A 26,750-nucleotide genomic window follows, 5' to 3' on the forward strand; every position below is an offset into this window, starting at 1 on the left:
GAGGTCATGCCGTGCAGTTGGAGCACCAGTTCACCGTCGCGGCCCCGCGGGCCGTGGTGTGGGCGGCGCTGCTCGACCCGAGCCGGGTGGCGCCGTGCATGCCGGGCGCCACCCTGACCGAGGTCGACGGCGACTCCTTCACCGGGACGGTCAAGGTCAAGCTCGGCCCCATCTCCCTGCTCTACAAGGGCAACGGCCGGTTCCTCGACCGGGACGAGCAGGCGGGCAAGCTCGTGATCAAGGCGTCCGGCAAGGACTCCAGGGGCAACGGCACCGCGACCGCGACGGTCACCGTGACCCTCACCGAGGACGGTGGCACCACCACCGGCAGCGTCCGCACCGACCTGGCGATCACCGGCAAACCGGCCCAGTTCGGCCGCGGTCTCATCGCCGAGGTGGGCGGCAAGATCCTCGACACCTTCGCCACCTGCCTGGCCGACAAGCTCGCCCCGGCCGAGGAAGCCGCGGCCGTGCCAGAAGAGCCTGAGCCCGAGTCTGAAACGCCCGAGGCGGCCCCGGCCGTCGAAGCCGAGCCGGACCCGGTCGTTGCGCCGGTGCCGCCGCCGGTGGCCGAGGCCGAGCCGGTGGACCTGCTGCAGTACGCGGGCGGATCGGTCGCCAAGCGGGCACTGCCGGTGGTGGTGGCCTTGGTGGCGCTCGTGATCGTCCTGTTGATCCGGCGGGGCCGACGCTGAGTGCCCGGTCGGGAGGGCCACTTGCCCTCCCCACCGGGTGTCCCCGGCGACCACTAGGGTTGGGTCGCAGCGACCGCTGCGGATCTGGCCTGGTCAACGGGAGTGCGTGTGCGGGACATCGCGTTGTTCGGTGGGAGTGCGCATCCGGCGCTGTCCGCGGAGATCTCCGAGCACCTGGGGGTGCCGCTGCACCCGGTGCGGGTCCAGCGGTTCGCCAACGACTGCCTAGAGGTGCAGTTGCAGGCGAACTGCCGCGAGCGCGATGTCTTCCTCATCCAGCCGCTCGTGCAGCCGGTGCAGGAGAACCTGGTCGAGCTGCTGCTGATGATCGACGCCGCCCGGGGTGCCTCGGCGCGGCGGATCACTGTTGTCCTGCCGCACTACGCCTACGCGCGGTCGGACAAGAAGGACGCGCCGCGGATCTCTATAGGCGGCAGGTTGGTCGCTGATCTCATGGTCGCCGCCGGTGCCGATCGAGTGTTGACCATGACGCTGCACTCGCCGCAGGTGCACGGGTTCTTCAGCGTGCCGGTCGACCACCTGCACGCCCTGCGCGAACTGGCGGGTCACTTCCGGAGCCTGGACCTGTCCAACACCACCGTCGTCTCGCCGGACCTCGGCAACGCCAAGGAGGCCGCGCGGTTCGCCAGGATGCTCGGGGTGCCGGTCGCCGCGGGCGCCAAGCAGCGGTTCGCCGACGACCGGGTGGCCATCTCCTCGGTGATCGGCGACGTCGACGGCCGCGATGTCATCGTGCTCGACGACGAGATCGCCAAGGGCAGCACCGTGATCGAACTGCTCGCCCGCCTGCGCGAGCACGACGTGCGGTCGGTGCGGGTGGCGTGCACGCACGGCCTGTTCGCCGCCGGGGCGCTCAAGCGGATCGGTGAGCAGCCTGAGGTGGTGGAGATCGTGTGTACCAACACGGTCCCGATCCACGAGGGGTCAGACAAGCTCACTGTGCTCTCCGTCGCGCCCGCGCTGGCCGAGGCCGTGCGCCGCATCCACAACGGCGAGTCCGTCAGCGCCCTCTTCGATGCGCAGTGAGGCGGTTGCCCGCCATCGCCGGGGTGTTCCTCCTGGCGGCGTGCAGCGGTAACCCCACTGTGGGTGAGGTACCGGAAGACCCGCAGGTCACCACGGCACCGCCGACAACCGCACCGCCCACCCAGGCCAAGTCCGGCTTCAGCTTGATCGCGGGTGGCGATGTCCTGATCCACCCCGCTCTCACCGAGCAGGCCACCAAGGACGGCGGCGGCACCCGCGACTACGTCCCGCTCCTGGAAGGCATCAAGCCCGCGGTTGAAGCTGCCGACGTTGCCTTGTGCCACCTAGAGGTGCCCATCGCGGCGCCTAGTGGCCCGTTCCGGGGCTACCCCAAGTTCAGCGCACCCCCAGAGGTCGTCACGGCTCTTGCCGCGACTGGCTTCGACACGTGTTCTACGGCCTCTAACCACACTCTCGACCAGGGGCCAACGGGCGTCACGAGCACGCTCGACGCCTTAGACGCCGCCAAGATCACACACACCGGCTCTGCCCGTTCAGCCACCGAGGCAGCCAAGCCTCTTATCCGCGAGGTCGCAGGCGTCAAAGTCGGCTTCTTGTCCTTCACCTTCGGTCTTAACCAGGGCACGTCACGGCCGGCAGGTTCACCGTGGATGGCCAACATGCTCACGCCCGAGGCAGTGAGCACCGCGGCTCGCGCGGCAAGGGATGCTGGCGCCGAGGTAGTGGTCGCCAGCTTGCACTGGGGGATCGAGGGGCAACACAACGCCAGCCCCGATCAGCTGCGCACCGCTAAGACCCTGCTCGCCGACCCGGCCATCGATCTGATCATCGGCCACCACGCCCACGTCGTGCAGCCCATAGAGCGCATCGGCGACAAGTGGGTCACCTACGGCCTGGGCAACATGGTCGCCCGCCATGAAACCCCCAAGGGCGACACAGAAGAGGGCGTCCTGGCTCGCTTCCACTTCACGAAGTCGGCTACCGGCTGGACCGTGGACACCGCCGAGTACCTGCCCATCCTGACCGACCTAGGGCCGCCGATCCGCCTACGCGACCTCACGTCCGACACCAAGGTCGCCGCCGCCCGCAAGAACGAGGCTCTTACCCGCACCGACGAAACCGTGCTCAGTCGAGGAGCGGCAGCTGCGGGGCTTAAGCGCCCTTAGCGGTGGGTGTGGTGGCCGCTAAGGGCCGTGACGCGGCCCAAGCGGGAGAGCCAGCGGTCGCGAGTGCGGTCGTCCGCTTCGGTGAGGGCATCAGGCGCCGGGGCGGTGCGTGGGACCGGTAGCCAGCCGTCGACAGGGCGGAAAGGGCGCGAGACGGCGTCGGTCGTGAGAAGCGACAGGGTGCCCAGGCCGCAGGCGTAGTCGAGGCTGGGTAGAGCGCCCGCGAGAGCCAACCCCGCTGCCATACCGACGCTGGTCTCCAAAGCCGAGGACACCACGCACGGCAGACCCGCGGACTCGGCCACGGCTAGGGCCCGCCGGACCCCGCCTAGAGGAGCCACCTTCAGCACAGCGATGTCCGCGGCCCCAGCCACCGCGACCCGCAGCGGGTCCTCAGCCCGCCGGATCGACTCGTCGGCGGCGATGCGCACGTCCACCCGCTTCCGGACGGCCGCGAGCTCCTCGATCGTGCGGCACGGCTGCTCGACGTACTCCAGCCCGGCGGCTGCCCGGTCGAGCGCCGTGATGGCCGCCACAGCGCGGTCCACGTCCCACGCCCCGTTCGCGTCCACCCGGACCCGCCCGGACGACCCCAGCGCGTCCCGGACCGCAGCCACCCGCTCGACGTCCTGGCCGAGGGTCGACCCGGGGTCGGCGACCTTGACCTTCGCTGTCGTGCACCCGGACTCGCGAACGATCTCCATCGCCCGCTCCGGCGACACCACCGGCACCGTCGCGTTCACCGGGATCCGGTCCCGCACCGGCTCCGGCCACCCGTGCTCGGCGGCCTCGCGGGCGCTGTTGAGCCACGGCACCGCCTCGGTGTCGGTGTAGTCGGCGAACGGGCAGAACTCACCCCAGCCCGCGTCTCCGCGAAGCAGCAGCCCTTCCCGCACGGTGATGCCGCGGAACCGGGTGTGCATCGGGATCGCGTAGACACGCGTCTGCTCGGCGAACACCCCTGCATCGTGGCAGACCAACCCGGGGGCCCGCTGAGGGAAGCTCAGCCCCTTAGGGTTGACAGCATGCTCAGCCTGGATGCGGTGCGTCAGTGGCCGGTGGACAATGCCGCCGCCGCGGTGGTGTCGGCGGACGCGGTCCTGGGGACCGTCGGCGACCAAGACCGCCGGTTCCCGCTCGCCTCGGTGACCAAGCCGTTGACCTCTTACGCCGTCCTGGTCGCAGTGGAGGAAGGCGCCCTGGAGTGGGACCAGCCCGCTGGCCCCGCGACCGTGCGGCACCTGATCGCCCACACCTCCGGGCTGGCCTTCGACTCCACCACCCAGCAGGCCGAGCCCGGAGCCCGCCGCATCTACTCCAACACCGGTTTCGACGTTCTGGCCGAAGCCGTGCACGAGGCCACGGGCATCCCGTTCCACCGCTACCTGGCCGAGGCCGTTTTCGAGCCGCTGGGCATGGCCAGTTCGGAGCTGACCGGGCCCGCCGGGTCCGGGGCCGTGTCCACCTGCGCTGACCTGGCCACGTTCGCCGCCGAGCTCCAGGCGCCCACCCTCGTCGCCAAGGAGACCCTGGCCGAGGCCACCACCGTCGCCTTCCCCGGCCTCAACGGCGTCCTGCCCGGCTACGGCATGCAGAAGCCCAACGACTGGGGCCTCGGCTTCGAGATCCGCGACAGCAAGAGTCCACACTGGACCGGCCGGCGCAGTTCCCCGCGCACGTTCGGCCACTTCGGCCAGTCCGGCACGTTCCTCTGGGTCGACCCGGACGCGGGCGTCGCCTGCGTGGCCCTCGCCGACCGCCCCTTCGGTGAGTGGGCGATCCAGGCTTGGCCGCCCCTCACCGACGGGGTGCTCGAGGAGCTAGGGCAGCGGCGGGCCTAGTAGGTCATCGGCGTCGCAGATCCGGTACGCGTAGCCCTGTTCCGCGAGGAACCGCTGCCGGTGCGCCGCGTATTCGGTGTCGAGCGTGTCCCGCGCCACTACCGAGTAGAAGTGCGCCTGCCGACCGTCGCCCTTGGGCCGCAGCAGCCGCCCTAGCCGCTGCGCCTCCTCCTGGCGGGACCCGAACGTGCCCGACACCTGCACCGCGACCGAGGCCTCCGGCAGGTCGATGGAGAAGTTCGCCACCTTCGACACCACCAGCGTGCGCAGCTCACCCCGGCGGAACGCGTCGAAGAGCTCCTCGCGCTCCTTGTTCTTCGTCGCGCCCTGGATCACCGGCGCGTTCAGCGCCTCCCCGAGCTCGTCGAGCTGGTCGAGGTAGGCCCCGATCACCAGAGTGGGCTCGTCCGGGTGCCGATCCAGGATCGACCGGACCACCGGGATCTTGGTGCGCGCCGTCGAGCACAGCTTGTAGCGGGTGTCCGGCTCGGCGGTCGCGTACTCCAGCCGCTCGTTGTCGGTCAGCGTCACCCGGACCTCGGTGCACTCGGCGGGCGCGATCCAGCCCTGCTGCTCGATGTCGCGCCACGGCACGTCGTAGCGCTTGGGGCCGATCAGGGAGAACACGTCGCCCTCCCGGCCGTCCTCGCGCACCAGGGTCGCGGTCAGCCCCAGCCGCCGCCGCGACTGCAGGTCGGCGGTCATCCGGAACACCGGCGCGGGCAGCAGGTGCACCTCGTCGTAGACCACCAGGCCCCAGTCGCGCGAGTCGAACAGCTCCAGGTGCCGGTACTCGCCGCCGGACTTGCGGGTGATCACCTGGTAGGTCGCGATGGTGATCGGCCGGATCTCCTTGCGCTCGCCGGAGTACTCGCCGATCTCCTCCTCGGTCAGCGACGTGCGCGCGATCAGCTCGCGCTTCCACTGCCTGCCCGCGACCGTGTTGGTCACCAGGATCAGCGTTGTCGCCTGCGCCAGCGCCATCGCGGCGGCGCCGACCAGGGTCTTGCCAGCGCCGCAGGGCAGCACGACGACGCCGGAGCCGCCCGCCCAGAACGACTCGGCCGCCAGCCGCTGGTAGCCGCGCAGCTCCCAGCCGTCCTCGACCAGGGTGATCGGGTGCGCCTCGCCGTCGACGTAGCCCGCCATGTCCTCGGCGGGCCAGCCGACCTTGAGCAGCGCCTGCTTGAGGCGGCCGCGCTCGCTGGGGTGCACGATCACGGTGTCCTGGTCGATCCGGGCACCCAGCATCGGGTTGATCTTCTTGTTGCGCAGCACCTCCTCCAGCACCGCGCGGTCGGTGGAGGTCATCACCAGCCCGTGCGCCGGGTGGTTGTGCAGCGTCAGCCGCCCGAACCTGGCCATGGTGTCGACCACGTCGATCAGCAGCGGCTGCGGCACCGGGTAGCGCGAGTAGGTCGACAGCGCGTCGACCACCTGCTCGGCGTCGTGCCCGGCCGCGCGCGCGTTCCACAGCGCGAGCGGGGTGATCCGGTAGGTGTGCACGTGCTCCGGCGCGCGTTCCAACTCGGCGAACGGCGCGATGGCGGTGCGCGCGTCCCCCGCGCTGGGGTGGTCGATCTCCAGCAGGAGGGTCTTGTCGGACTGCACGATCAGCGGGCCATCGGTCACCCGTCCAGTGTCGCAAACCCGACGGCCGGACCCGGGCCGGGCACAGTTCGGTAACCGGTTCGACAACGAGCGGGCCGGGACCGTTACCGTCCACGGGCCACCAGCACCCCCACCGCAGAGGCCCAGCATGACCAAGCCGGAAGGGCCGGAAACCCCGGCCGAGCAGCCCACGCCCGACGCCGACGAGCGCCCGTTGGACTTCCTGGAGGGCAAGGTCGAACCGGCCGGGCGGCCGCCGCGCAAGATGTTGCCGCTGTGGGCGGTGGCGATCATCGCGGTGCTGATCGCGGGGGTGGGGTTCGTGGTCTTCCGCTACGTGCTCGACGACGACGGCCCGGCGAACGCGGAGTGCGCCTCGGTCACCGGGTCCGGCGACGACGCCAAGGTCGAGTTCGTCGGGTGCGGCAGCGGTTCCGCGTCCTTCCGGGTCGCCGCCCGCAAGGACCTGTCGGTGGAGGGCTGCGCCGAGGGCGCCTACCGCGAGATGCGCACCGACAAGGAACTGCTCTGCCTGATGCCGAACTTCGTCGCGGGCAACTGCTACGTGCCCGACGACCCGAACCAGGCGTTCAAGGTGGGCTCGTGCGACGCTCAGGAAGCCATCCGGGTGACCAAGGAGCTGTCGGACACCGCCGACCCGTCCCCCTGCCCGGAGGGCAACGGGCTGGGCTACCCGGAACCGCCGGTGGTGTTCTGCCTGGAGACACCGAACGCGCCGCAGCCGTGACACCCGGTAATCCCGGGTCCGATTGTGGGGTTTGTGTTACGTCCGTTCGAGCGACAGGTTAGATTGCACCGCCGCACCGAGCGTATCCCAAAGGGGGGATGGTGTCGGCTTTGTCGCTTTCCAACGCCATTGAGGTGCACGATGTCCCACCCGCAGCAGCCGGGTCAGTTCCCTCCGCCGCAGGGCGGCCAGCCGTTCCCGCAGGGTCCGGGAACCCCGCCGGGCGGTCAGCAGTACCCGCCGCAGGGCCCCGGCACGCCGCCCGGCGGCCAGCAGTACCCGCCGCAGGGGCCGGGTACCCCGCCCGGTGGCCAGCAGCTGCCGCCGCAGCCCGGCTTCGGCCAGGCGCCGCCCCCGCCGCACGGCCAGCAGCCGGTCGGCTTCCCGGCCGCCCCGCCGCAGGCCGACCAGCCCGCCAAGAAGAGCAACAAGAAGCTGATCCGGGTGGGCATCCTGCTCGTCCTGGTGGTCGCGGTCGGCATCTTCGCCTTCATCCAGTTCAACAAGTCCGCGGCCAGCGCCGCGGTCGGTGACTGCATCAAGGTCAACAACGACTCGTCGAGCGACGCCGACGTCGAGAAGATCGACTGCGGCACCCCGGAAGCGGTGTTCAAGGTCGGCAAGAAGCTCGACAGCGGCAGCGCCACCTGCCCCTCCGACAGCGACTACCTCGAGTACGAGGAGACCAGCCGCCGCGGTGGCGGCGGCGGCTTCTCGCTGTGCCTGGTGCTCAACGTCAAGAAGGGCGAGTGCCTGACCGGCCTCGACAAGCCCGCCTCCGCCAAGAAGGTCACCTGCGGCTCCCACGAGTTCGAGGTCCTCGACGTGGTCGACGGCCAGTCCGAAGCCACCGCCTGCGACGCCGTCGAAGGCACCAACGACGGCTACCGCTACAACGAGCCCAAGTTCGTCGTCTGCGGCAAGTCAGCCAGCTAGTCCTCTAGGCAGTGAGAACGAGGGCCCTACCGGAGATCCGGTAGGGCCCTCTTCTTGTCTTGTCTGTGGAACCCAAGGTGCCAACTGCTCGATGGGGCGGACTTGTTTTGTGTGGGGGAGCGGCATCCGTAGCCTTGCCTCGCTGCAGGGCCATGCTTTTCGGCCCCGGCTTTTGCGGTCCTGCCACGGGTGGTGCAGGGGCCCCGCGCAAAACAAGTTCGCCCCATCGAGCACACCCAACCCACCACGATCCAGCGCAATGCCGAAGGCGAGCCGACCGCGCCCCATCAAGCACTCCGCTCCACCGCAAGCCCGAGCCGCGAGCCCGAGCCGCAAGCCCGAGCCGCGAGCCCGAGCCGCGAGCCCGAGCCGCGAGCCCGAGCCGCGAGCCCGAGCCGCGAGCCCGAGCCGCGAGCCCCGCCTCATCGAGCCCACCGCTCCACGACGGGTCCAGCTCGCGGCGCCACAACGGACCGGCGCGCAATGCCGCAGGCGAGCCACTCAACGAACGGTGACCGGCCCTCCCTGCAGCAGCCCCGCCACCTTGGCCCGCAGCTCCACGAACTCCTCACCCGCGCGGGTCGTGATCTGGTCGCGCACCGCCCCGAGTGGAACGTCCAAATCGGCCACCACCGTCGCCGGGGACTTCGACAGCACCAGCACCCGGTCGCCCAGGTAGACGCTCTCGTCGATGTCGTGGGTGACCAACAGGACGGTCGTGTCCTGTTCGCGGCGGATCCGCAGCAGTAGGTCTTCCAGCTCGAACCGGGTCTGGGCGTCCACTGACGCGAACGGCTCGTCCATCAACAGCAGCGACGGCCTATAGGCCAGCGCACGCGCGATAGCCACGCGCTGCTGCATGCCGCCTGACAGCTGCCAGGGGTGCTTACGGCCCGCTCCAGCCAGCCCGACCGCCGCCAGCGCCTCCGCAGCGCGCTGCTCCCGCTCCGTGCGCGACAGCGACTTCAGCGGGAACTCCACGTTCCTGGTCACCGACAGCCAGGGGAACAGCGACCGGCTGTAGTCCTGGAACACCACTGCCAGGTCCGCGGGCACCCCGTCGACCTTGGTGCCGTGCAGGCTCACCGTGCCCCGGGACGGCCGGATGAGCCCGGCGATCGTCCTGAGCAGGGTGGACTTGCCGCAGCCGGACGGGCCGACCACGCACACGAGCTCACCCGCCCCGACGGTGAAGTTGAGGCCGTCGATCGCCGTGTAGGGACCGTCCTTGCCCTTGTAGGTGTGGCCGAGCCCCTCGACCTCGAGCATGTTCACGTCAGCCTCCGGTGGCGAGCGCCTGCGCTTCGAGCGAGTGGCGCGGCTGCCAGGCGAGCGCGCGCCGCTCGAGGACCAGCAGCAGGGTGTTGAACAGGTAGCCGAGCACGCCGAGCAGCACGATCCACGCCCACATCGCGGTGGGCTCGTAGTCGCGCTGGGCCCGCACCAGCTGGTTGCCGATGCCGTTGGCCGACCCGATCAGCTCGGAGATCACCATCAGGATCAGCGAGATGGACAGGCTCAGCCGCAGCCCGGCGAAGATCTTGGGCAGCGCCGAGGGCAGCACGACCCCCAGCGTCCACTGGGTGCGCGAGAGCCGGAACACCTTGGCCGTCTCGACCTTGGTCGCGTCCACGCCGCGCGCGCCGTCGACGGTGTTGAGCAGCACCGGCCAGATCGCGCCGAACACGATCGTCGGGAACTGCATGTTCGTCGTACCGACCGCGGCGACGAAGAACGGCACCAGCAGCGGCGGCGGGATCGAGCGCAGGAAGTTGAACAGCGCGCCCAGGTAGGCCATCGCGCCGCGCGAGCGGCCGAGCAGGATGCCCAGGGCGATCCCGATGACCCCGGCCAGCGCCCAGCCCGCCAGCATCCGGCCGACGCCGGGCACGATGTGCTCGCCGAAGGCGGAGGAGAACCAGAGGTCCACCGCGGTGACCGCGATCTCCGACGGCGGCGGGAAGAAGAAGCTCTTGGGCGCCTCGGCCGCGCGCGCGAGCTCGGTGACCAGCTCCCACAGCCCGACCGCGACGACGAACACGACCCACCGCTGCGCGGTCCTGGTCAGCCGGTTCACTCGGCACCGCCCCGGGGTTGGGTCCAGCCGAAGGCCCTGCGGTGCACCCATTCCAGGCCCGCGTTCGCGCCGAACCCGATCAGTCCGGCCAGGACGGTCCCGGCCAGCACGGTGTCCATGTTGAACCCGCCGCCGCTGGCCACGTTGACCACCTGGCCGAGGCCGATGGTGCCGCCGGAGAACAGCTCGGTGCTGATCACCACCGCCAGCGCGATGGCGAAGGAGAGCCGGACCCCGGTGAGCACGAACGGCGCCGCGCTGGGCAGCGCGACCCGGCGCAGCAAGCCCAGGCGGGAAGTGCCGAACGCCCGGGCGGTCTCCACGTGCAGCGGGTCGACCTCGTCGAGGGCGTACATGGTGTTGAACAGGATCGGCCACAGCGCGCCGTAGACGGCGAGGGTGATCTTGGTGTCCGGGCCGGTGCCGAAGGTCAGCAGGGCCAGCGGGATCAGCGCGACCGAGGGGATCGGCCGCAGGAACTCGACCAGCGTCATCACCGCGCGGCGGACCGGCGGGACGCTGCCGAGCACGAGTCCGGCGGGCACCGCGACCAGCACGGCGATGCCCAGCGCGAGCAGGGTGGCCACCAGCGTGGCCAGCACCGCCCTGACGAACTCGACGTCCCCGAGCAGGCGCACCATGGTCGGCAGCACCACGCTGGGGGGACGGAGGTAGTAGCCAGGCACGAGACCGGTCCGGCTGGCGACTTCCCACACGGCGAAGAAGCCAGCCAGACCGATGACGCTCCTGGGAACTCGGGGAGTTCCGCTCACGGTGTTGTGCGGCCCCCTGGCGGGGGCCCGCCTCCAGACCTACTTGTTGCTGGTGGAGCTGGGGATCATCGAGGCGACGTCCAGGTGACCCTTGATCACGCCGAACTCCTGCATCAGGTTGGCCACCCGCTGGATGCGGTTGGCCTCCAGCGAGGTCGAGTACGTGGAGATGGTGACCAGCTGAGCGGTCTGCTGGTCGATCTTGGCGTACTTGACGAACATCGGCTCGACCTTGGTGCGGTCGGTGGCCTCGGCCTGGGCCTTGGCCAGCCCGCGCTGGAAGGCGGCGATGGTGTTCGGGCTGGTGGTGGCGAACTTGCCGGTGCCGCCGATGGCGACGTAGCCCGACATCGGCATCTCGGCGGTCGGGCCGGACGCGCCGTCGAACACCGGGACCGCGCCGAGCTTCTTCATCGCGGTGGTCACCCACGGCTCCACGACCACGGCACCGTCGACCTCGCCGCGCTCCATCGCCGGGATCATCTCGGCGAAGGTCATCTCGCGCCACTCGACCTGGGTGTAGTCAACGCCCTGGGTCTTGAGCACCGACATCGGGGCCAGGTCGGTCATGGTGTTGCGGGCGGTGATGGCGATCTTCTTGCCGGGGGCGTCGGTCGGCTTCTTCAGCGGCGAGTTCGGCGGGGCGACGACCACGATGTGGCCGGGCTTGGCGGTGAGCGCGTCGGCGACGATCTTGAAGTCGGCCACCTTCTTGCTCTGCGCCAGCAGCGGCGCGGGGTAGGAGGAGAACGCGACGTCGACGTCGCCGCTGAGCACGGCGTTGATCGAGGCGGCACCGGAGGCCATGACCACCGGCTCGATCTCGAGGCCCTGCTCCTTGAAGTAGCCCTGCTCGATGGCCCGGTAGAACGGTGCGACGTCGACGACGGGCAGCACGCCGACCTTGACCTTGGCCTTCTCCACCGCGCCGGAGCCGGAGGCAGCGGGGGTGCTGCCGGAGCCGGAGTCGTCCCCGCCGAGCAGGCCGCACGCGCTGAGCGAGGCGAGCATGGCCATGGCGAGGGCGGCGATCGGCAGGCGGACTCCTGCGGTCCGCCTGGTGGCAACGCGTCGAAGCATTTGGAGCCTCTCCTCGTAGGAGGTTGGTTTTGTCGAGGTGGGTGCGAGTCCCCCTGCGGCACCAAGACGCACTCTAGAGACAGCGGGGGCCGGGTCACAATGAGTGCGCACAGGATGCCTTGCGGTGAACTCTCTCACTGATTCGGGCGGCCCTGTTGACCCAAGTGGGGGAACTCTACCGGGGCTCTGACCTGGGGTTTACCGTCCGTAGTGACCCCGCCAGGTGGGTGGTGATTACTCATCCATATGGGCGATGGTGAACATAGGGAAAACCACCACTACATCACGCTCGTGAAATGTTGTCGGTACTAACTATCCGATACTCGCTGTGATGATGCCCTGGAAGGGTTACATCGTGACGGCGAGTTCGCTACCTTCTGTGTCCACAGTGAGGCGCTCGACCGAGCGGTCTGCGCAGCTGGTCGTACTGCTCGCGAGTAACGTTGGACCGCCCAGGTCCGACATCTTGCGGGCGGCCCGACCGCTGAGCGCCCGTGACGTGCCGCGACCTCCACTGGGGTAGGTGTCCGTAAGAGCAAGGCCTGCTGGACTACGGGCTACTGGCTCAGATGCAGGGAGAGTGCTGGCAGTGCCCGACCACACCACTGGGGTGGTTTCCGGCCCAGGGAAAGACGGTGGTGCCGCCGTGTCAGATCCAGACGGCAACGAGGTGGCGTCCGCGACCCCGAGGCCCTCCGGTCGCAAGACCGTGGAGGGTGGCTCTCGGTGGCGCCTGCGCAACTGGCGGCTGCGCACCAAGCTGGTCGCGGTCCTGCTGGTCCCGGTCATCACCGCGGTCGCCCTCGGCGTCCTGCGCGCGACCAACGAACTGGACCGGGCCGAGACCTTCGACCAGGCGGCGACCGCGGTCACCGCGACGCTCGACGTCGTGGCGCTCGTGCACGAGATGCAGAGCGAGCGCAACGTCATGGTCGCCTACGTGGCCGGTGGCCGCGCCGGTGACCTCTCCCAGGTCCAGGGCCAGATCCAGAAGACCAACGCCACCTTGACCCGGCTCAACCAGGCCGTGACCAAGGTGTCCACCGGCAACGGGCAGCTGCTCGACACCCTCGCCGACCGGCTCGCCGCCGTCGAGGCCGTCCGCTCCGCGGCCATCTCCAGCTCCTACCCCGACGTCGGCGTCTACTCCTCCTACACCTCGCTGCTGGAGGCCGTGCTCGCCGCGGGCTCGGAGTTCACCGCCTCGCTGGCCCAGCCCGAGATCGCCAGGCTCGCCGCCGCGTCGCTCTCGATCGTGGAGGCCAAGGAGTTCCTCGGCCGCCAGAACTCGATCCTGATGATCGCCGGGGCGCGCAACCTGTTCCCGTCGAGCATGCTCGACCAGGCCCGCGCCGCCGAGGCCAGCTACAACGCCTCGATCGCCAACTTCCGGGCCAACGCCGACATCAGCGAGGCGCAGTTCTTCTCCGACACGTTCTCCGGCGCCGAGGTCGACGACCGGGAGCGGATCAAGCAGACCGCCTTCGTGCACGCCGACGCAGGCGACCCGAACCTCGGCATCCAGATGGACCAGCTGGTCGCTGACGCCAAGGCCACCGCGACCGCGCTGCAGAAGGTCGAGGTGTCGCTGCTGGGCAAGCTGCGCAGCCTGGCGACCAAGGCCGCCGACGCCGCCAAGACCAACGCCTGGCGCGACGCGGTCATCGTCCTCGTGGCGATCCTGCTCGCCCTGATCGTCACCTTCATCGTCTCCCGCTCCATGCTGGTGCCGCTGCGCGTGCTGCGCCGCGACGCCCTGGACGTGGCGAACCGGCGGCTGCCGGAGACGGTGCAGCGCATCCTCGCCGACCCCGACCCGGTCGAGGCGTCGAAGAACGCGGTGGAGCCGGTGCCGGTGTTCACCCGCGAGGAGACCGGCCAGCTGGCCCGCTCCTTCGACGCGGTGCACGAGCAGGCGGTCCGGATGGCCACCGAGCAGGCGCTGCTGCGCGACAACATCAACTCGATCTTCGTCAACCTGTCGCGGCGGTCGCAGACCCTCGTCGAGCGCCAGCTCTCGCTCATCGACCGGCTGGAGCAGGACGAGCAGGACCCCGACCAGCTGGCCAGCCTCTTCGAGCTCGACCACCTGGCCACCCGCATGCGGCGCAACTCCGAGTCGCTGCTGGTGCTCTCCGGCTCCGGCCTGAGCCGCCAGCTCTCCCGGCCGGTGCCCGCCGCCGAGGTCGTCGGCGCGGCGGTCTCCGAGGTCGAGCAGTACGCCCGCATCGAGGTGCTCTCCGCCCCCGAGGTGTCGGTGCAGGGCCGCGCGGTCTCCGACCTCGTGCACCTCATCGCCGAGCTGCTCGACAACGCGACCTCGTTCTCCGAGCCGGAGAAGAAGGTCTACGTGCGGATGGCGGTGACCCGCAAGAAGGAACTCGCCGTGCAGATCACCGACTCCGGTGTCGGCATGAGCGACGAGGAGATCGAGACCGCCAACGGCCGCCTCGCCGACCCGCCGGACATCGACGTCGCGGTGACGCGGCGGATGGGTCTGTACGTGGTCGCGCGGCTGGCCAAGCGGCACGACATCAAGGTCAGGCTGCGCGACAACGAGGACATCGAGGGCGGCCTCATCGCCCGGATCACCGTCCCGGCGAACCTGGTGCAGACCTCCGGCTCGGCCCAGCCGACCAGCATCGTGGCGCAGACCCCCAGCCTCGGCGACACCGCGGCCAAGGCCAGCGGCATCGCGGGCGCCTTCACCGGCAGCATGCCGCGGGTGCGCCCGGACACCGCGGGCCCGCTCAGCGAGTCCGTTGTCGACCGCCCGGCCGAGGAGGTCGCGGGCTACCCGGCGTTCGACCCGGCGTCGTTCGCCAGCACCGGGAACCCGGAGGACACCGGCGGCTGGGGTCCCCCCGCCTCGCCGGAGGAGATCCGGTCCCGGCTCAACGGCCACATCGTCGACAACCAGGTCACCGGCTCGCTGTTCGGCCTGCCGCTGCCCGAGCCGACCGACCAGCCCGAGCCCGCTCGCAACGGCACCGGCGTCTACCACCCGGTGACCGAGCCCGAGCGGGTCGTCGACGCCCCGACCGAGCGGCTGCCGATCTACGAGGCGGTGCTGTCCCAGTGGTTCGAGGCGGGCGACACCGGCTCCACCCCGGTCACCGCCGCGGAGCCCGACCCCGACACCGACCCCGAGCCGACCCCGGAGCCGGTCGAGGCCGAGGTCGAGCCGAGCGCCGAGGTCGAGCCGCTGGTCGAGGCCGACTACCACGACGAGCTCGAAGCCACCCCGGAACCGGTGCTGAGCAGGGCGGACGCCTGGCACTCACCCGGCGACGACGGCTGGCAGCGGGCCAGGGCCCTGCTCGACACCACGGCCGACACGATCACCACGGCGGGCCTGCCCAAGCGCGTCCCCAAGGCGCACCTGGTGCCGGGTTCGGCCGCACCGAGGGAGACGACGGCGGAGCAACCCGTCGTCCCCGCGCTGCCCCCACGTTCGGCGGACGCCGTCCGCGGCCGCATGTCCCAGTTCCAGCAGGGGGTCCGTCGGGGCAGGCACGCCCTGATCGACGCCTACGCTGGTGACCAGACCGGTTCAGACGAGAGCCGCCAAGACGAGGAGCAGGAGTGACCACCGCGTCCGTACACCAGCCCGGTAGCTTCGGGTGGCTCATCACCGACTTTGTCCGACAGGTGCCCGGCGTCGCGCACGCCGTGGTGGTGTCCGCGGACGGGTTGCTGCTCGCGGGCTCGCAGGGCCTGCCCCGCGACCGCGCTGAGCAGCTGTCCGCGGTCGCCTCCGGCCTGGTCAGCCTGACCGCGGGTGCCGCGAGGTGCTTCGAGGCGGGCGGGGTGAACCAGACCGTGGTCGAGATGGACCGCGGCTACCTGTTCCTCATGTCCATCTCCGACGGCTCCTGCCTCGCCGTGCTCGCAGCGCCCAACTGCGACATCGGGTTGGTCGCCTACGAGATGACCCTGCTCGTCGAGCGCGTTGGCCAGCAGATGACCCCTGAGCTGCGCGCGCAGCTGCAGGGCACGCAACGCAGGTAAGACGGGCGAGACGGCGGGATGAGGACGCGATGACCACGGGCCGCAGACCCACGGGCAGACGCACCGAGGACGACTTCTCCTACCGGGACCTGTTCGAACCGGACGCGGCCTACGGTGGCCCGGACACCGAACACCCCCGGGACCAGCTGGTGGACGAGCCGGAGCGGAGGCTGGCCGACATGTCGGAACGAGGGTGGGACGACCTGTCCGAACCCGGGCTCGGTGACCCGCCGAACCGGTTCGACATCGACGGGTTCCGGGCGAGGCTGTTCGGCGGCCCCAGCGCGACCCTCTACGGCGACCCCGGCATCCCGTCGCAGTCGGACTGGGACAGCAAGGAGATCCCGGCCGTCGCCGACCTGGAGCCCGAGCCGGACCCGGCCGAGCTGGCCCCGCACGAGACCGGTTCACTGGTGCGGCCGTACACCAAGACCGGCGGCCGCACCCGGTCCGACTACGATCTCGCGATCGAGGCGCTGGTCTCCACCAGCGACCGGGGCAAGCTGCCCGACGCCGCGGTCCGCCCGGAGCACAGGTCCATCTGCGGCCTGTGCCTGGACACCCGGTCCGTCGCCGAGGTCGCGGCCCACCTGCGGCTGCCGCTGGGGGTGGCCAGGGTATTGATCGGTGACATGGCGGGCATGGGCCTCGTCTCGATCCACCAGAGCGGCATGGTCGTTGGCGACCGGCCGTCGATCGAATTCATGGAAAGGGTGCTCAGTGGGCTCCGCAGGCTCTAGTCCTCTCAGCGCGCGCGGCGCTTCCCCCCAGCCGACCACCTCGGCCAAGATCGTGGTGGCCGGTGGTTTCGGTGTGGGCAAGACGACCCTGGTCGGGTCCGTCTCGGAGATCGTCCCGCTGACCACCGAAGCGGTCATGACCGAGGCCAGCGTCGACGTCGACGACCTGTCGTCGACCCCGAACAAGGTGACCACCACGGTCGCGATGGACTTCGGCCGGGTGTCGCTGGACTCCGACCTGATCCTGTACCTGTTCGGCACCCCCGGCCAGCACCGCTTCTGGTTCATGTGGGACGACCTGGTGCGCGGCGCGATCGGCGCCATCGTCCTGGTCGACACCCGCCGCCTGGCCGACGCCTTCGCCTCGATCGACTTCTTCGAAGACCGCGGCCTGCCCTACGTGATCGCCCTGAACTGCTTCGACCGGGTTCTGCACCACCGCATCGAGGACGTCCGCGAGGCCCTCACCGTGGAACCCTCCGTCCCGATCGTCACCACCGACGCCCGAGACCGCGATTCCACCAAGGAAACCCTCATCACCCTGGTAGAGCACGCCATGCACCAACGCATGTCCCGCGCCGTCTAGACCCTGGCCACACCCCTTTCCTCTCAGTCCCCGCTGGGCCCTCGGCACCCCGAGGGCCCTTCGCGTCTCTTGGGCCCCGACTACAAAACCCAGCCACTGGACACTCGGACCCTCCGGTGCCAACTGCTCGATGGGGCGGACCTGTTTTGCGTGGGGTGGCGGCAGTCGTAGCGTTTCAGCGCGGACAGGGCCACGCTTTTCGGCCCCAGCTTTGCGGTCCTGCCACGGCTGGCGCAGGGGCCCCGCGCAAAACAGGTTCGCCCCATCGAGCACCCCCAACCCACCACGGATCCAGCGCAATGCCGCAGGCGAGCCGATCGGCCCCATGAAGCGCTCTGCTCCACGACGGGTCCGGAGCGCGAGCCGATCGGCCCTATCAAGCGCTCTGCTCCACGACGGGTCCGGAGCGCGAGCCGATCGGCCCTATCAAGCGCTCTGCTCCACGACGGGTCCGGAGCGCGAGCCCGACCGCGCCCCATCAAGCGCTCCGCTCCACCACGGACCGGGTCGCAATGCCGCAGGCGAGCCGAAATCCCGCTACTCCACCAACGCAGCCCTCGTAATCCGATGCAACGGAATCCGCGTAACCCCCTCCGTATCCGGATCCGTCCCCTCCAACACCCCACCCCCGATCCGCTGCGGCCGCAACAACCGCTCACTAGCAACCCCGTTCGCGTCCACCATCCCCACCCACACCGTCTGCTGCGCCCGCACCGCCCCCTGCAACAACGCCAACGTGTCCGCCGTGTTCGCAGGCACAGTCGGCCGACTCCGCTTGCTGTCAGCCGCCCGGTCCCCAGCCCGCATGCTCTGCACGATGTCGATCAACTGGTCGTCATCCGGCCCCTTAGGCGCCACCCGCCGCACCGCCCGGACCGCCGCCTGCACCCGCCGCCCACTAGGCCGTAGATCGACAACCTGCCCTTCACTGTCCTCAGCAGCAGGCGTGAACCCAGCCGCCCGCAGTTCGTCGAGGATCTCCACCAGTGCCACCGGACTCACCAACACCGTCGGCGCGATCTTCCGCAACCGCAATGCAGCCGCGACCGGGCTAGCAGCGACCTCAGCGATCAACGCCGGGTCGTCGCACCGCAAGAACGCCGCAGTGGCGCCGCCGCGCAACCGACCGTGCCGCCGCGCGACGTCGTCGATCATGTAGGTCAGGGATTGCGGCACGGGCGTTCGGGAGCTGGTCCGGAACAGCTCGTGCAGGTCGCTGGCCGACTGCCCGCCGTCTAGTGCGCGGCGCAGCGAGGTTTCGCTCACCCGGTACACCGTGGCGCTGCCCGCCGATTCCACGTCCGCCACTTCGTTGATCTGCATGGCCAGGTGCGGTTCGAGCGGGCCGGGCGCGACCACGGTCAGGTCTGCCTGCACCAGCACGTGGTCGATCGGCTCGGGCATCACCTCGGCCATGCGCTTCGCCGCGGCCGCGGTGCCCTCCTCGAGCAGCGTGCGACCGGGCCCGGTCAGGGCTCCGTGGGCCACGATCCCCAGCGCCGTCGCCTCCTGCAGCGTCCAGCGGACGATCTCGTCGCGCAGCCGTCCACCCCGCCGAGGCGCGCGCCACGCCAGCAGGGCCGCCAGCTCGTCCGGGTCGACGATTCCGGTGCTGGCCTTCAGGTCCGCCAGCGCGCGCAGTACCCGCACCCGCTCCAACGGCGCGACCGGGCGGCGGAGGTCTTCGGACAGCGGCGCCAGCAACCGCTCCTTGGCGTCGCGCATCCCGCCGATGCCTGGGAGCCGCGGCAGGTCCAGCCAGGCGGCGGCCAGGGTGGCCCACTGGTTGGCGGGGCTCGCGGTCAGCCAGGTGTCGCTGTGGTGGGTCGGTACGTACTCCGGGGTCGCGGCCTCGTTGTCCACCACGAGCGACGCGGCGACCGCCACCTCGACGAGCAGCACCCCGTCGCGCTCGCCGATGTCGAGCACCTTGGTGAGTTTGCGCAGGTCCCGGCTGCCGAGCCCGCCTGCCTTCAGCACCGGCACCGGTTCTTCCGACCACGACCGCAGCAGGGTCTTGGTGTACCGCAAGAACTCCAGCGCAGCCCCGGCCGCGGTCGAGTCGACGGCCTTGTGCGCCTTGGTCTTCGGCTTCGGCTCGTCGACGACGACCGCCGATTCCGGCCGCACGACCAGCCCGACCTGCCTGGGCAGCTCGACGGTGGTGGCGTCGACGCGGGTCAGCAGTCCCCGCGCCAGCAACCGCTGGATCGGGGTCTTGGCCTGCTCCAACGCAACGATGGCCGCAGCGTCCCGAGTGCTGCCTATAGGCCCGTTGCTCGCCAACCGGGTCAGGACGTCCTGTTCGTCAGTAGGCAGCTCTGCCACTGCCTTGGCGATGTCGACGTCCTCCAGCGCGGGGGAGGGGCGACCCAAGCCGGTCGGGAACAGCCCACCGGCCTCCCGAGCCGCGGGCACCAACGAGATCCCGTCGTCGTCGCCCCAGGCCACGGCGAGTTCGCGCAGCTGCTTCGCGGCCGCCCGCACCCGCTGCGCCGACACGTCGAGGTCGACCACGGTCAGCGGTACCGGCTCCCGATCGGCCCCCGCCGCGAGCAGCGCGTCGAGCACCGCGAGGGTGAAGGTGTCGAGCCCTTCGGCGACCCGGGTGACCGAGGCCCTCGTGGCCGCGCGGGCGGCGAGCACCCCGGTATTGGCCGGTCGCGGCGTGGCCAGGTCGGGCCTGGCCCGCAACACGGCCGCGAGCGCCTCGTCGCCCCGCGCGCGGAGCCAGTCGGTGAGCGTGGTGCCGGACACCCTGACCACGGTATACGCCACCGCCGTCCAGTAGCCTCAGCAGGCGAGCACTTCGTTGAGAAGAGGAGTCCCACCGTGGCCAAAGCAGCCAAGCCCGCCCGCGTAGACCCCACTTGGGCGGGCGACGACGACAACGGCTCGCACCCCGTCACCGAGCTGACCTCCGACCGCCAGGGTGCCCTCTCGCCCTTCGGCGACGTGACCTTCCCGCTCGACACCATCCCCTACGTCCACCCGGTCACCGAGATCAACCGGTAGACCGAGGACCCCTCGCCGGAGGGGGTCTCCTGCGGGCAACTCCTGTCCCCCGGACGAGCGAACCCGATCCGGGTGCGGACAACCCTCGACGAACGAAGCACAGGCCCAGGGCTAGGCTCACCCCGATTCTGTGAATGTCGTCGCACCTGGAGTGAGCTCATGCCCGTCCCCGGCCCCGGCTACTCGATCACCGTCCGGGTCGAAGCGCCACCGAGCGCGAGCGCGGCGGGGGACCTGACCAGCGCGGTCGGCCGGGTGGGCGGCGTGATCACGGCGTTCGACGTGGTCGAGTCGCACAGCGACCGGGTCGTGGTGGACATCACCTGCAACGCGATGTCGGCCAACCACGCCAGGGACATCACCGACGCGATCGAGGCGCTGCCGGGGGTGGCGGTCCGCAAGGTCAGCGACCGGACCTTCCTGATGCACCTCGGCGGCAAGATCGAGGTCACCGCCAAGGTCGCGCTGCGCAACCGCGACGACCTCTCCCGCGCCTACACCCCCGGTGTCGCGCGGATCTGCCAGGCCATCGCCGAGAACCCCGACGACGCGCGGCGGTTGACCATCAAGCGCAACACCGTGGCCGTGGTGACCGACGGGTCGGCGGTGCTCGGGTTGGGCAACCTGGGGCCCGCGGCGGCGCTGCCGGTGATGGAGGGCAAGGCGGCGCTGTTCAAGAAGTTCGCCGGGGTCGACGCGTGGCCGGTGTGCCTGGACACCCAGGACACCGAGGAGATCATCCGGGCGGTCGAGCTCATCGCGCCCGTCTACGGCGGCATCAACCTGGAGGACATCGCCGCGCCGAGGTGCTTCGAGATCGAGGCCCGGCTGCGCGACAAGCTCGACATCCCCGTGTTCCACGACGACCAGCACGGCACGGCGATCTGCGTGGTCGCGGCGTTGCGCAACGCGCTGCGCGTTGTCGGCAAGGACCTCGCGGACTGCAAGGTCGTCGTGTGCGGCGTCGGTGCGGCGGGTTCGGCGATCATCCGGCTCCTGTTGCAGCGCGGACCGCGGGACGTGGTCGCCGTCGACATCGCGGGCATCGTCACCCGGGAGCGGCCCGACATGGACGCGAACCTCGCGTGGGTCGCCCAGAACACCAACAAGGCCGACCAGTCCGGCACGTTGCATGACGCCCTCGTCGACGCCGACGTGTTCATCGGCGTGTCCGCGCCCAACCTGTTCGGCGCCGAGCAGGTCGCCACCATGGCCAAGGGCGCTGTCGTGTTCGCGCTGGCCAACCCGGACCCGGAGATCGACCCGGTCGAGGCGCACCAGCACGCCGCCGTGGTGGCCACCGGCCGCTCCGACTACCCGAACCAGATCAACAACGTGCTCGCCTTCCCCGGCGTGTTCCGCGGCCTGCTCGACGCCCAGGCGAAGACGATCACCGACGCGATGCTGCTCGCCGCGGCCGACGCGATCGCCGACACCGTCGACGGCGACCGGCTCAACCCGTCGTTCATCGTGCCGAGCGTGTTCGACGCGGCCGTGGCACCCACGGTGGCCGACGCGGTCCGCAAGGCGGCCCAGGCTTAGTCGCCGCGGGCTGACTAGCATCGGCCAGGTGGGCGAACTCAGCCATGTTGATTCCTCGGGTGCCGCGCGGATGGTCGACGTCTCCGCCAAACCGGTGACCGCGCGCACTGCGGTGGCCAGCGGCGTGGTCCGCACGACCGAGGAGGTCATCGCCCTGCTGCGCCGCGACGGCCTGCCCAAGGGCGACGCGCTGGCCACCGCGCGCATCGCGGGCATCATGGGCGCCAAGCGCACCCCGGAGTTGATCCCGCTGTGCCACCCGCTGCCGCTCTCCGGTGTCCGCGTGGACCTCGACCTCGGCGACCGCGAGGTCACCATCACCGCCACCGTGCGCACCACCGGCCGCACCGGCGTGGAGATGGAGGCGCTGACCGCGGTCGCGGTGACGGGCCTGACCCTGCACGACATGATCAAGGCCGTCGACCCGTCCGCCGTGCTCGACGCGGTCCGCCTCGACCACAAGGACGGCGGCAAGTCCGGCACCTGGAACAGGGGGACGCCATGACCGACCGCACGGCCCGGGTGATCACCGCCTCCAACCGCGCCTCGGCCGGGGTCTACGAGGACCGCACCGGCCCGCTCATCGCGACCTGGCTGCGCGAACACGGCTACCAAACCCCCGCCCCGGTCGTCGTCCCCGACGGCGACCCGGTCGAGCAGGCGTTGCGCGCCGCCATCGGCGAGGTCGACGTAGTGATCACCACCGGCGGCACCGGCATCAGCCCCACCGACCGCACCCCCGAGGCCACCCGCGCCGTCATCGACCACGAGGTCCCCGGCCTAGCCGACGCCATCCGCGCCGCAGGCCTGCCGAAGGTGCCAACCGCCGTCCTGTCCCGGGGCATCGCAGGCGTTGCAGGCCGCACCCTGATCATCAACCTCCCCGGCTCCCCCGGCGGCACCCGCGACGGCCTAGCCGTCCTGGAGCCCGTCCTCAACCACGCCATAGACCAACTCCACGGCAGCGACCACCCCCGCCCAGCCGCCCAGGGCCCCGGCGTGCACAGCCACGCCGCCGATCAACCCCACGGCGGCGACCACCCCCGCCCGGCCCCCCAGGCCCCCGGTGCCAAGGTCCTGCGCGCCGACATCTCCGACGCTGAGATCTCTGTCGCCGAGCACGGTGACCTGGTGGCCCACGACGCGGCGGGGGCGGTCGTCACCTTCGGCGGTGTGGTGCGCGACCACGACGGTGGCCGGAGTGTGCGCAGCCTTGCCTACGAGGGCCACCCCAGCGCCAAGGAGATCATCGCCGAGGTTGCCGCCGAGGTCGCGCGCGCCGAGGGTGTGCACGCCGTCGCCGTGACGCATCGGGTTGGCGAGCTCGGCATCGGGGATGTCGCGCTGGCCTGCGCGGTTGCCGCTGAGCACCGGGCGCAGGCGTTCGGCGCGTGCGCGCGGTTGGTCGACGAGGTGAAGGCGCGGTTGCCGATCTGGAAGCACCAGCGGTTCACCGACGGCACAGACGAGTGGGTCAACTGTCCTTAGTGGACTACCTGGCCCACAGGCAGAACGGGTGCCCCGCCGGGTCGAGGTAGATCCGGACGTCGGGCTGCGGTTGGACTCCGGCGAGCACCGCGCCAGCGGCCACGGCGTGTGCCCCAGCTGAAGCCAAGTCGGCCACCTCGATGTCCAGGTGCGACATCATCTGCTGCGCGCCGGGCCGCGACGGCCAGGTGGGGCGCTGGTAGTGCGGTTCGCTCTGGAACGACAGGCCGGTGCCGCCGCCGGGTGGCCGCAGCGTCACCCACTCCGACTCGTCGGCGCCCTTGGGCCAGCCGAGCAGCCGCTGGTAGAACGCCGCCAGTTCCCGGGCGTCCGGCGCGTCGAGCACGGTCGCGGTCACGGTCATCCACGGTCTTGATCCCATGAGACCAGGCTAGGCCGACTCACGCGGTCGGGCCCCCGTCGCGCGTGGCGGCGGGGGCCCGTACCGGGTACAGCGGACTTACTTGGTGGCGATCTTCTGGCCGACCAGGATCAGGTCGGGGTCGCCGATGAAGTCCTTGTTCTTCTCGTGCAGCGCCTGCCAGCCGCCGCTCACGCCCTGCGTGGTGGCGATCTTCGACAGGGTGTCGCCCGCGACGACGGTGTAGTCGCCGTTGGGGTTGGACGCGGTCACGGCCGCGGCCGCCGGGGCGGCGGTGGTCACCGGCGCGGTCGCCTTGGGGGCGGCCTTCGGCGCGGTCTTGGTGACCTTCTTGGCGGTGCTCTTCGGCGCGGCGGCCTTCGGTGCGGCGGCGGACTTGGCGCCCGACTTCTTGCCGCACACCGGCCACGCGCCGATGCCCTGGGACTTGAGCACGTTCTCGGCCACGCGGATCTGCTCCTCGCGGCTGGCGTTGTGGGCGCTGCCGGAGCCGCCGTTGGCGCGCCACGTGCTCGGGGAGAACTGCAAGCCGCCGTAGTACCCGTTGCCGGTGTTGATGCTCCAGTTGCCGCCGCTCTCGCACTGGGCGATCGCGTCCCAGTTGACCGGGTCGGCAGAGGCGGGTGACGCGGCGATCGCCATCGGGGCGCCGACCGCGACTCCTGCGACGAGGACGCGGGCGATGGTGCGCTGGGTGGCGGTCTGCTTGCGGTGCTTGCCTCGGTACGACATGTGGGTCTCTCCTCCCGCGCCTGCGCTCGTCGCGCTGCGGGTGCGGGTCCTGGTGGACCCGACCGGGCCTTGGTGGGCCTGGCCGCCACGCCTGGCGCTTGTCGCGCTCGTCGTGGCCCCTCGCCCCTGTCCGGGAGTTCGCTTTCGCTCGGGGTTGGTTCCCAAGAGCCCGCCGGACAGGGTTCGGCACTACGAACTCTCGGGTCATGCACGGCTGGTCGGGGCCAGCCGGAAGCGACGGTACGTAACCGCGAGACGAATCGAAAACTCCAAGGTGCGTGACCGTCGTCACAGTAACGCCCCGCTACCTCGGGCGATCATCGCGTTTTCGCTGGTCAGCGCCGCGAACCTGGGCGTTACTTGGCCGTGTCCTGGCCGAGATAATTCACCGTCGGTGAGGTCTGCCTCACGTTGAAAACCGCCGCTGGGCCATCCGGGAGCGGTCGGTCAGCCGCCCGCGAAGGGCGGGAGGACGTCGAGGGCGGCGCCCTCGGGGAGCCGGGCGGCCCTGTCCCGGACGGCTACCCCGTCGAGCAAGAAGCTCGCCGATCGCAAGACCCGCGCCAGCGCCTCCCCGCGAAGAGCCTCGATGGCCGTAAGAGCGTCTTGGACGCTCGCGCCCTCCGGCAGCTCCACCTTCTCTTCGTGCACGCCCGCGGACGCGCGCGCGCCCGCGAAATACCGCACGGTCACCAAACCCATTCGAGCTACCCCCCGATCGCACTCATCGGCCGCAGCGGCTGCGCGAACCCGGCCTCGTTGATGGCGTGGCCGGCGAGCTTGGTCCACATCGCCCCGCGCCACAAGTCGGCGATCTCCTCGTCGCCCGCGCCCGCGCGCACCGGGGCGCGCAGGTCGGTCTCCGTCTGGCTGAACAGGCACGAGCGGAGCTGGCCGTCGGCGGTGAGCCGGGTGCGGTCGCAATCACCGCAAAAGGGACGCGTGACCGACGCGATGACACCAACTTCCCCCGGCCCGCCGTCGACCCGCCACCGCTCGGCAGGCGCCGCGCCACGCGGTACGGGACTTGGAGTTAGGTCGAACTCCGCCCGCAGCGCGGTGAGGATCTCTTGCGCGGTAACCATGTCCGCCCGGTTCCAGCCGTGTTGCGCGTCGAGCGGCATCTGCTCGATGAACCGCAACTGGTACCCCTGCGCCAGGCAGTACCGCAGCAGCGCGGCCGCTTCGTCGTCGTTGCGCCCGCGGACGAGCACCGCGTTGACCTTCACCGGGGTCAACCCGGCATCCCGTGCCGCGGCAAGGCCTTCGAGCACGTCGTCGAGCCGGTCGCGGCGGGTGAGCGCGGTGAACCTGTCCGGCACCAGGGTGTCGAGCGAGACGTTGATCCGGTCAAGTCCGGCGTCCTTGAGCCGCCGCGCGCGGGTGGCGAGCCCGATCGCGTTGGTGGTCATGGAGATCCGCGGCCGCGGGTCGAGCGCGGCGGTCTCCGCGATGATCGATTCGAGGCCCTTGCGCAGCGTCGGCTCACCGCCGGTGAACCGCACGTTGGTCACCCCGAGGTGCTCGACCGCGATCCGGATGACCCGCGCCAGCTCCCCGTCCGAGAGCATCTGCCCGCGCGGCATCCAGTCCAGGCCCTCGGCGGGCATGCAGTAGGTGCAGCGCAGGTTGCAGCGGTCGGTCAGCGAGACCCGCAGATCGGTCGCGACCCGGCCGAACCGGTCGATGAGCCGGGCGTCGTCGGGGCGGTCCGCGCCGGGGTCGGCCACCCGGAGCCGGGGGAAGCCCAGGTGGACCGGTGGGGAATCCCGTGCCGCCGTCACCCGTTCCAGGGTAGTCGCTGTCACCGGACCGGGGGCCATTCGGCGCAGCCGTCACCACACTGTCGCCGATCTGTCCACATCGGGCGACATCGTCCGGCGGACCCGCAGCCGCGGCTGCGGGGATATCGTCGGTGCCATGCCGTATTTCAGGGTCGTCGAGGCGGCCAGGCTGCTCGGGGTCAGCGATGACACCGTCCGCCGCTGGATCGACCAGGGCCACCTCCCCGCCGATGCCGACACCGCGGGCCGCAAGGTCGTCGACGGTGTCGTGCTCGCCGCGTTCGCCAAGGCCCAGGCCACCGAGATCCCCGACCCCAGCGACATCGCCCGCTCCGCCCGCAACCGCTTCGTCGGCCTGGTCACCGACGTCGTCACCGACACCGTGATGGCCCAGGTCGAGCTCCAGTGCGGCCCGCACAGGGTGGTGTCGCTGATGAGCGCCGAGGCGGTGCGCGAGATGGGCCTGACCCCGGGCGTGCTCGCGGTCGCCCTGGTCAAGGCGACCCAGGTCATCGTCGAGACGCCTGGGTAGCCT

The 26,750-nt window shown here is 70.7% G+C and carries 26 protein-coding genes; 15 read left to right on the plus strand and 11 right to left on the minus strand.

The genetic code is table 11. The annotated features are described in order from the left end of the window. Window positions 1–11: 11 nt before the first annotated feature. The 3 genes from JOD54_RS09090 (at window position 12) to JOD54_RS09100 (ending at window position 2,869) form a co-directional block, all read left to right on the plus strand. On the plus strand, window positions 12–695 hold the full coding sequence (locus JOD54_RS09090; protein WP_204450099.1) for an SRPBCC family protein: 684 nt from the start codon (window positions 12–14) through the stop codon (window positions 693–695). A gap of 108 nt (window positions 696–803) precedes the next feature. Then, window positions 804–1,742, plus strand: coding sequence for a ribose-phosphate diphosphokinase (locus JOD54_RS09095; RefSeq protein ID WP_204450100.1), 939 nt, complete (start codon window positions 804–806; stop codon window positions 1,740–1,742). After that, window positions 1,739–2,869 carry a CapA family protein gene (locus tag JOD54_RS09100; RefSeq protein WP_204450101.1) on the plus strand — a complete coding sequence of 377 codons (1,131 nt, stop codon included), beginning with the start codon at window positions 1,739–1,741 and terminating at the stop codon, window positions 2,867–2,869. Before JOD54_RS09095 ends, JOD54_RS09100 begins: the two co-directional genes overlap by 4 nt. Here JOD54_RS09100 and JOD54_RS09105 read toward each other — a convergent pair. After that, the gene (locus tag JOD54_RS09105) at window positions 2,866–3,828 is read right to left on the minus strand and encodes an o-succinylbenzoate synthase (RefSeq protein WP_204450102.1); all 963 of its coding nucleotides are present in this window, start codon (window positions 3,826–3,828) and stop codon (window positions 2,866–2,868) included. The genes JOD54_RS09100 and JOD54_RS09105 overlap by 4 nt on opposite strands. Before the next feature lie 66 nt (window positions 3,829–3,894). Between JOD54_RS09105 and JOD54_RS09110 the strand changes: the two genes are divergently transcribed. Continuing rightward, window positions 3,895–4,710 carry a serine hydrolase domain-containing protein gene (locus JOD54_RS09110; RefSeq protein WP_204450103.1) on the plus strand — a complete coding sequence of 272 codons (816 nt, stop codon included), beginning with the start codon at window positions 3,895–3,897 and terminating at the stop codon, window positions 4,708–4,710. On the opposite strand, the gene JOD54_RS09115 is transcribed toward JOD54_RS09110, so the two are convergent. Beyond that, window positions 4,690–6,342, minus strand: coding sequence for a DNA repair helicase XPB (locus tag JOD54_RS09115; protein ID WP_204450104.1), 1,653 nt, complete (start codon window positions 6,340–6,342; stop codon window positions 4,690–4,692). The genes JOD54_RS09110 and JOD54_RS09115 overlap by 21 nt on opposite strands. A 127-nt stretch (window positions 6,343–6,469) precedes the next feature. On the opposite strand from JOD54_RS09115, the gene JOD54_RS09120 reads away from it, so the two are divergent. Further along, window positions 6,470–7,069, plus strand: coding sequence for an LppU/SCO3897 family protein (locus JOD54_RS09120; RefSeq protein WP_204450105.1), 600 nt, complete (start codon window positions 6,470–6,472; stop codon window positions 7,067–7,069). Between the two features lie 141 nt (window positions 7,070–7,210). Further along, the gene (locus tag JOD54_RS09125) at window positions 7,211–8,005 is read left to right on the plus strand and encodes an LppU/SCO3897 family protein (RefSeq protein ID WP_204450106.1); all 795 of its coding nucleotides are present in this window, start codon (window positions 7,211–7,213) and stop codon (window positions 8,003–8,005) included. A gap of 501 nt (window positions 8,006–8,506) precedes the next feature. On the opposite strand, the gene JOD54_RS09130 is transcribed toward JOD54_RS09125, so the two are convergent. From JOD54_RS09130 to JOD54_RS09145, 4 genes are read right to left on the minus strand one after another with little or no spacing between them, the layout of a single operon-like run. Next, window positions 8,507–9,274, minus strand: a complete 768-nt coding sequence (locus JOD54_RS09130; RefSeq protein ID WP_204456168.1) for an ABC transporter ATP-binding protein — start codon at window positions 9,272–9,274, stop codon at window positions 8,507–8,509. Window positions 9,275–9,281: 7 nt separating this feature from the next. Continuing rightward, window positions 9,282–10,133, minus strand: a complete 852-nt coding sequence (locus JOD54_RS09135; RefSeq protein WP_204450107.1) for an ABC transporter permease — start codon at window positions 10,131–10,133, stop codon at window positions 9,282–9,284. Further along, window positions 10,079–10,855 carry an ABC transporter permease gene (locus JOD54_RS09140; protein ID WP_307859905.1) on the minus strand — a complete coding sequence of 259 codons (777 nt, stop codon included), beginning with the start codon at window positions 10,853–10,855 and terminating at the stop codon, window positions 10,079–10,081. Before JOD54_RS09140 ends, JOD54_RS09135 begins: the two co-directional genes overlap by 55 nt. 39 nt (window positions 10,856–10,894) lie before the next feature. Further along, on the minus strand, window positions 10,895–11,935 hold the full coding sequence (locus tag JOD54_RS09145) for an ABC transporter substrate-binding protein (protein WP_204450108.1): 1,041 nt from the start codon (window positions 11,933–11,935) through the stop codon (window positions 10,895–10,897). Window positions 11,936–12,581: 646 nt separating this feature from the next. Between JOD54_RS09145 and JOD54_RS09150 the strand changes: the two genes are divergently transcribed. Genes JOD54_RS09150 through JOD54_RS09165 form a run of 4 tightly spaced genes read left to right on the plus strand, consistent with a single transcriptional unit; the run spans window position 12,582 to window position 17,272 of the window. Beyond that, window positions 12,582–15,524 carry a nitrate- and nitrite sensing domain-containing protein gene (locus tag JOD54_RS09150; RefSeq protein ID WP_204450109.1) on the plus strand — a complete coding sequence of 981 codons (2,943 nt, stop codon included), beginning with the start codon at window positions 12,582–12,584 and terminating at the stop codon, window positions 15,522–15,524. Beyond that, on the plus strand, window positions 15,521–15,946 hold the full coding sequence (locus tag JOD54_RS09155) for a roadblock/LC7 domain-containing protein (protein ID WP_204450110.1): 426 nt from the start codon (window positions 15,521–15,523) through the stop codon (window positions 15,944–15,946). The genes JOD54_RS09150 and JOD54_RS09155 overlap by 4 nt, the downstream gene beginning before the upstream one ends. Window positions 15,947–15,975: 29 nt before the next feature. After that, window positions 15,976–16,686 carry a DUF742 domain-containing protein gene (locus tag JOD54_RS09160; RefSeq protein ID WP_204450111.1) on the plus strand — a complete coding sequence of 237 codons (711 nt, stop codon included), beginning with the start codon at window positions 15,976–15,978 and terminating at the stop codon, window positions 16,684–16,686. Continuing rightward, on the plus strand, window positions 16,667–17,272 hold the full coding sequence (locus tag JOD54_RS09165; protein WP_204450112.1) for a GTP-binding protein: 606 nt from the start codon (window positions 16,667–16,669) through the stop codon (window positions 17,270–17,272). The genes JOD54_RS09160 and JOD54_RS09165 overlap by 20 nt, the downstream gene beginning before the upstream one ends. 537 nt (window positions 17,273–17,809) lie before the next feature. Here JOD54_RS09165 and JOD54_RS09170 read toward each other — a convergent pair. Continuing rightward, on the minus strand, window positions 17,810–20,029 hold the full coding sequence (locus JOD54_RS09170) for a helicase-associated domain-containing protein (protein ID WP_204450113.1): 2,220 nt from the start codon (window positions 20,027–20,029) through the stop codon (window positions 17,810–17,812). Window positions 20,030–20,104: 75 nt separating this feature from the next. Between JOD54_RS09170 and JOD54_RS09175 the strand changes: the two genes are divergently transcribed. The 4 genes from JOD54_RS09175 (at window position 20,105) to JOD54_RS09190 (ending at window position 23,317) form a co-directional block, all read left to right on the plus strand. Next, window positions 20,105–20,287 (plus strand): hypothetical protein, encoded by a 183-nt coding sequence (locus JOD54_RS09175; protein ID WP_204450114.1) that lies wholly within the window; start codon window positions 20,105–20,107, stop codon window positions 20,285–20,287. A 159-nt stretch (window positions 20,288–20,446) separates the two neighbouring features. Continuing rightward, complete coding sequence (locus JOD54_RS09180; protein ID WP_204450115.1) at window positions 20,447–21,829, plus strand: NAD-dependent malic enzyme; 1,383 nt, start codon at window positions 20,447–20,449, stop codon at window positions 21,827–21,829. A gap of 28 nt (window positions 21,830–21,857) precedes the next feature. Beyond that, window positions 21,858–22,334 carry a cyclic pyranopterin monophosphate synthase MoaC gene (gene moaC / locus JOD54_RS09185; protein ID WP_204450116.1) on the plus strand — a complete coding sequence of 159 codons (477 nt, stop codon included), beginning with the start codon at window positions 21,858–21,860 and terminating at the stop codon, window positions 22,332–22,334. Continuing rightward, window positions 22,331–23,317: a molybdenum cofactor synthesis domain-containing protein gene (locus JOD54_RS09190; protein WP_204450117.1), complete on the plus strand. Its 987-nt coding sequence runs from the start codon at window positions 22,331–22,333 to the stop codon at window positions 23,315–23,317. The genes moaC and JOD54_RS09190 overlap by 4 nt, the downstream gene beginning before the upstream one ends. Window positions 23,318–23,321: 4 nt before the next feature. Here JOD54_RS09190 and JOD54_RS09195 read toward each other — a convergent pair whose 3' ends face one another. From JOD54_RS09195 to moaA, 4 genes are all read right to left on the minus strand, one after another. Further along, window positions 23,322–23,681, minus strand: coding sequence for a VOC family protein (locus tag JOD54_RS09195; RefSeq protein WP_204456170.1), 360 nt, complete (start codon window positions 23,679–23,681; stop codon window positions 23,322–23,324). 96 nt (window positions 23,682–23,777) lie between these two features. Then, complete coding sequence (locus JOD54_RS09200; RefSeq protein WP_204450118.1) at window positions 23,778–24,431, minus strand: LysM peptidoglycan-binding domain-containing protein; 654 nt, start codon at window positions 24,429–24,431, stop codon at window positions 23,778–23,780. Between the two features lie 447 nt (window positions 24,432–24,878). Next, a complete protein-coding gene (locus JOD54_RS09205) occupies window positions 24,879–25,133 on the minus strand; it encodes a MoaD/ThiS family protein (protein ID WP_204450119.1) in 255 nt (84 codons plus the stop codon). 5 nt (window positions 25,134–25,138) lie between these two features. Beyond that, window positions 25,139–26,215: a GTP 3',8-cyclase MoaA gene (gene moaA / locus JOD54_RS09210; RefSeq protein ID WP_372440283.1), complete on the minus strand. Its 1,077-nt coding sequence runs from the start codon at window positions 26,213–26,215 to the stop codon at window positions 25,139–25,141. A 136-nt stretch (window positions 26,216–26,351) separates the two neighbouring features. Here moaA and JOD54_RS09215 point away from each other — a divergent pair, with 136 nt between their 5' ends. Further along, window positions 26,352–26,747 (plus strand): TOBE domain-containing protein, encoded by a 396-nt coding sequence (locus JOD54_RS09215; RefSeq protein WP_204450121.1) that lies wholly within the window; start codon window positions 26,352–26,354, stop codon window positions 26,745–26,747. The last annotated feature ends 3 nt before the right edge of the window (window positions 26,748–26,750 follow it).

The sequence above is a fragment of the Actinokineospora baliensis genome, from assembly GCF_016907695.1.
In the GTDB taxonomy this organism is placed as follows: Bacteria; Actinomycetota; Actinomycetes; order Mycobacteriales; family Pseudonocardiaceae; genus Actinokineospora; species Actinokineospora baliensis.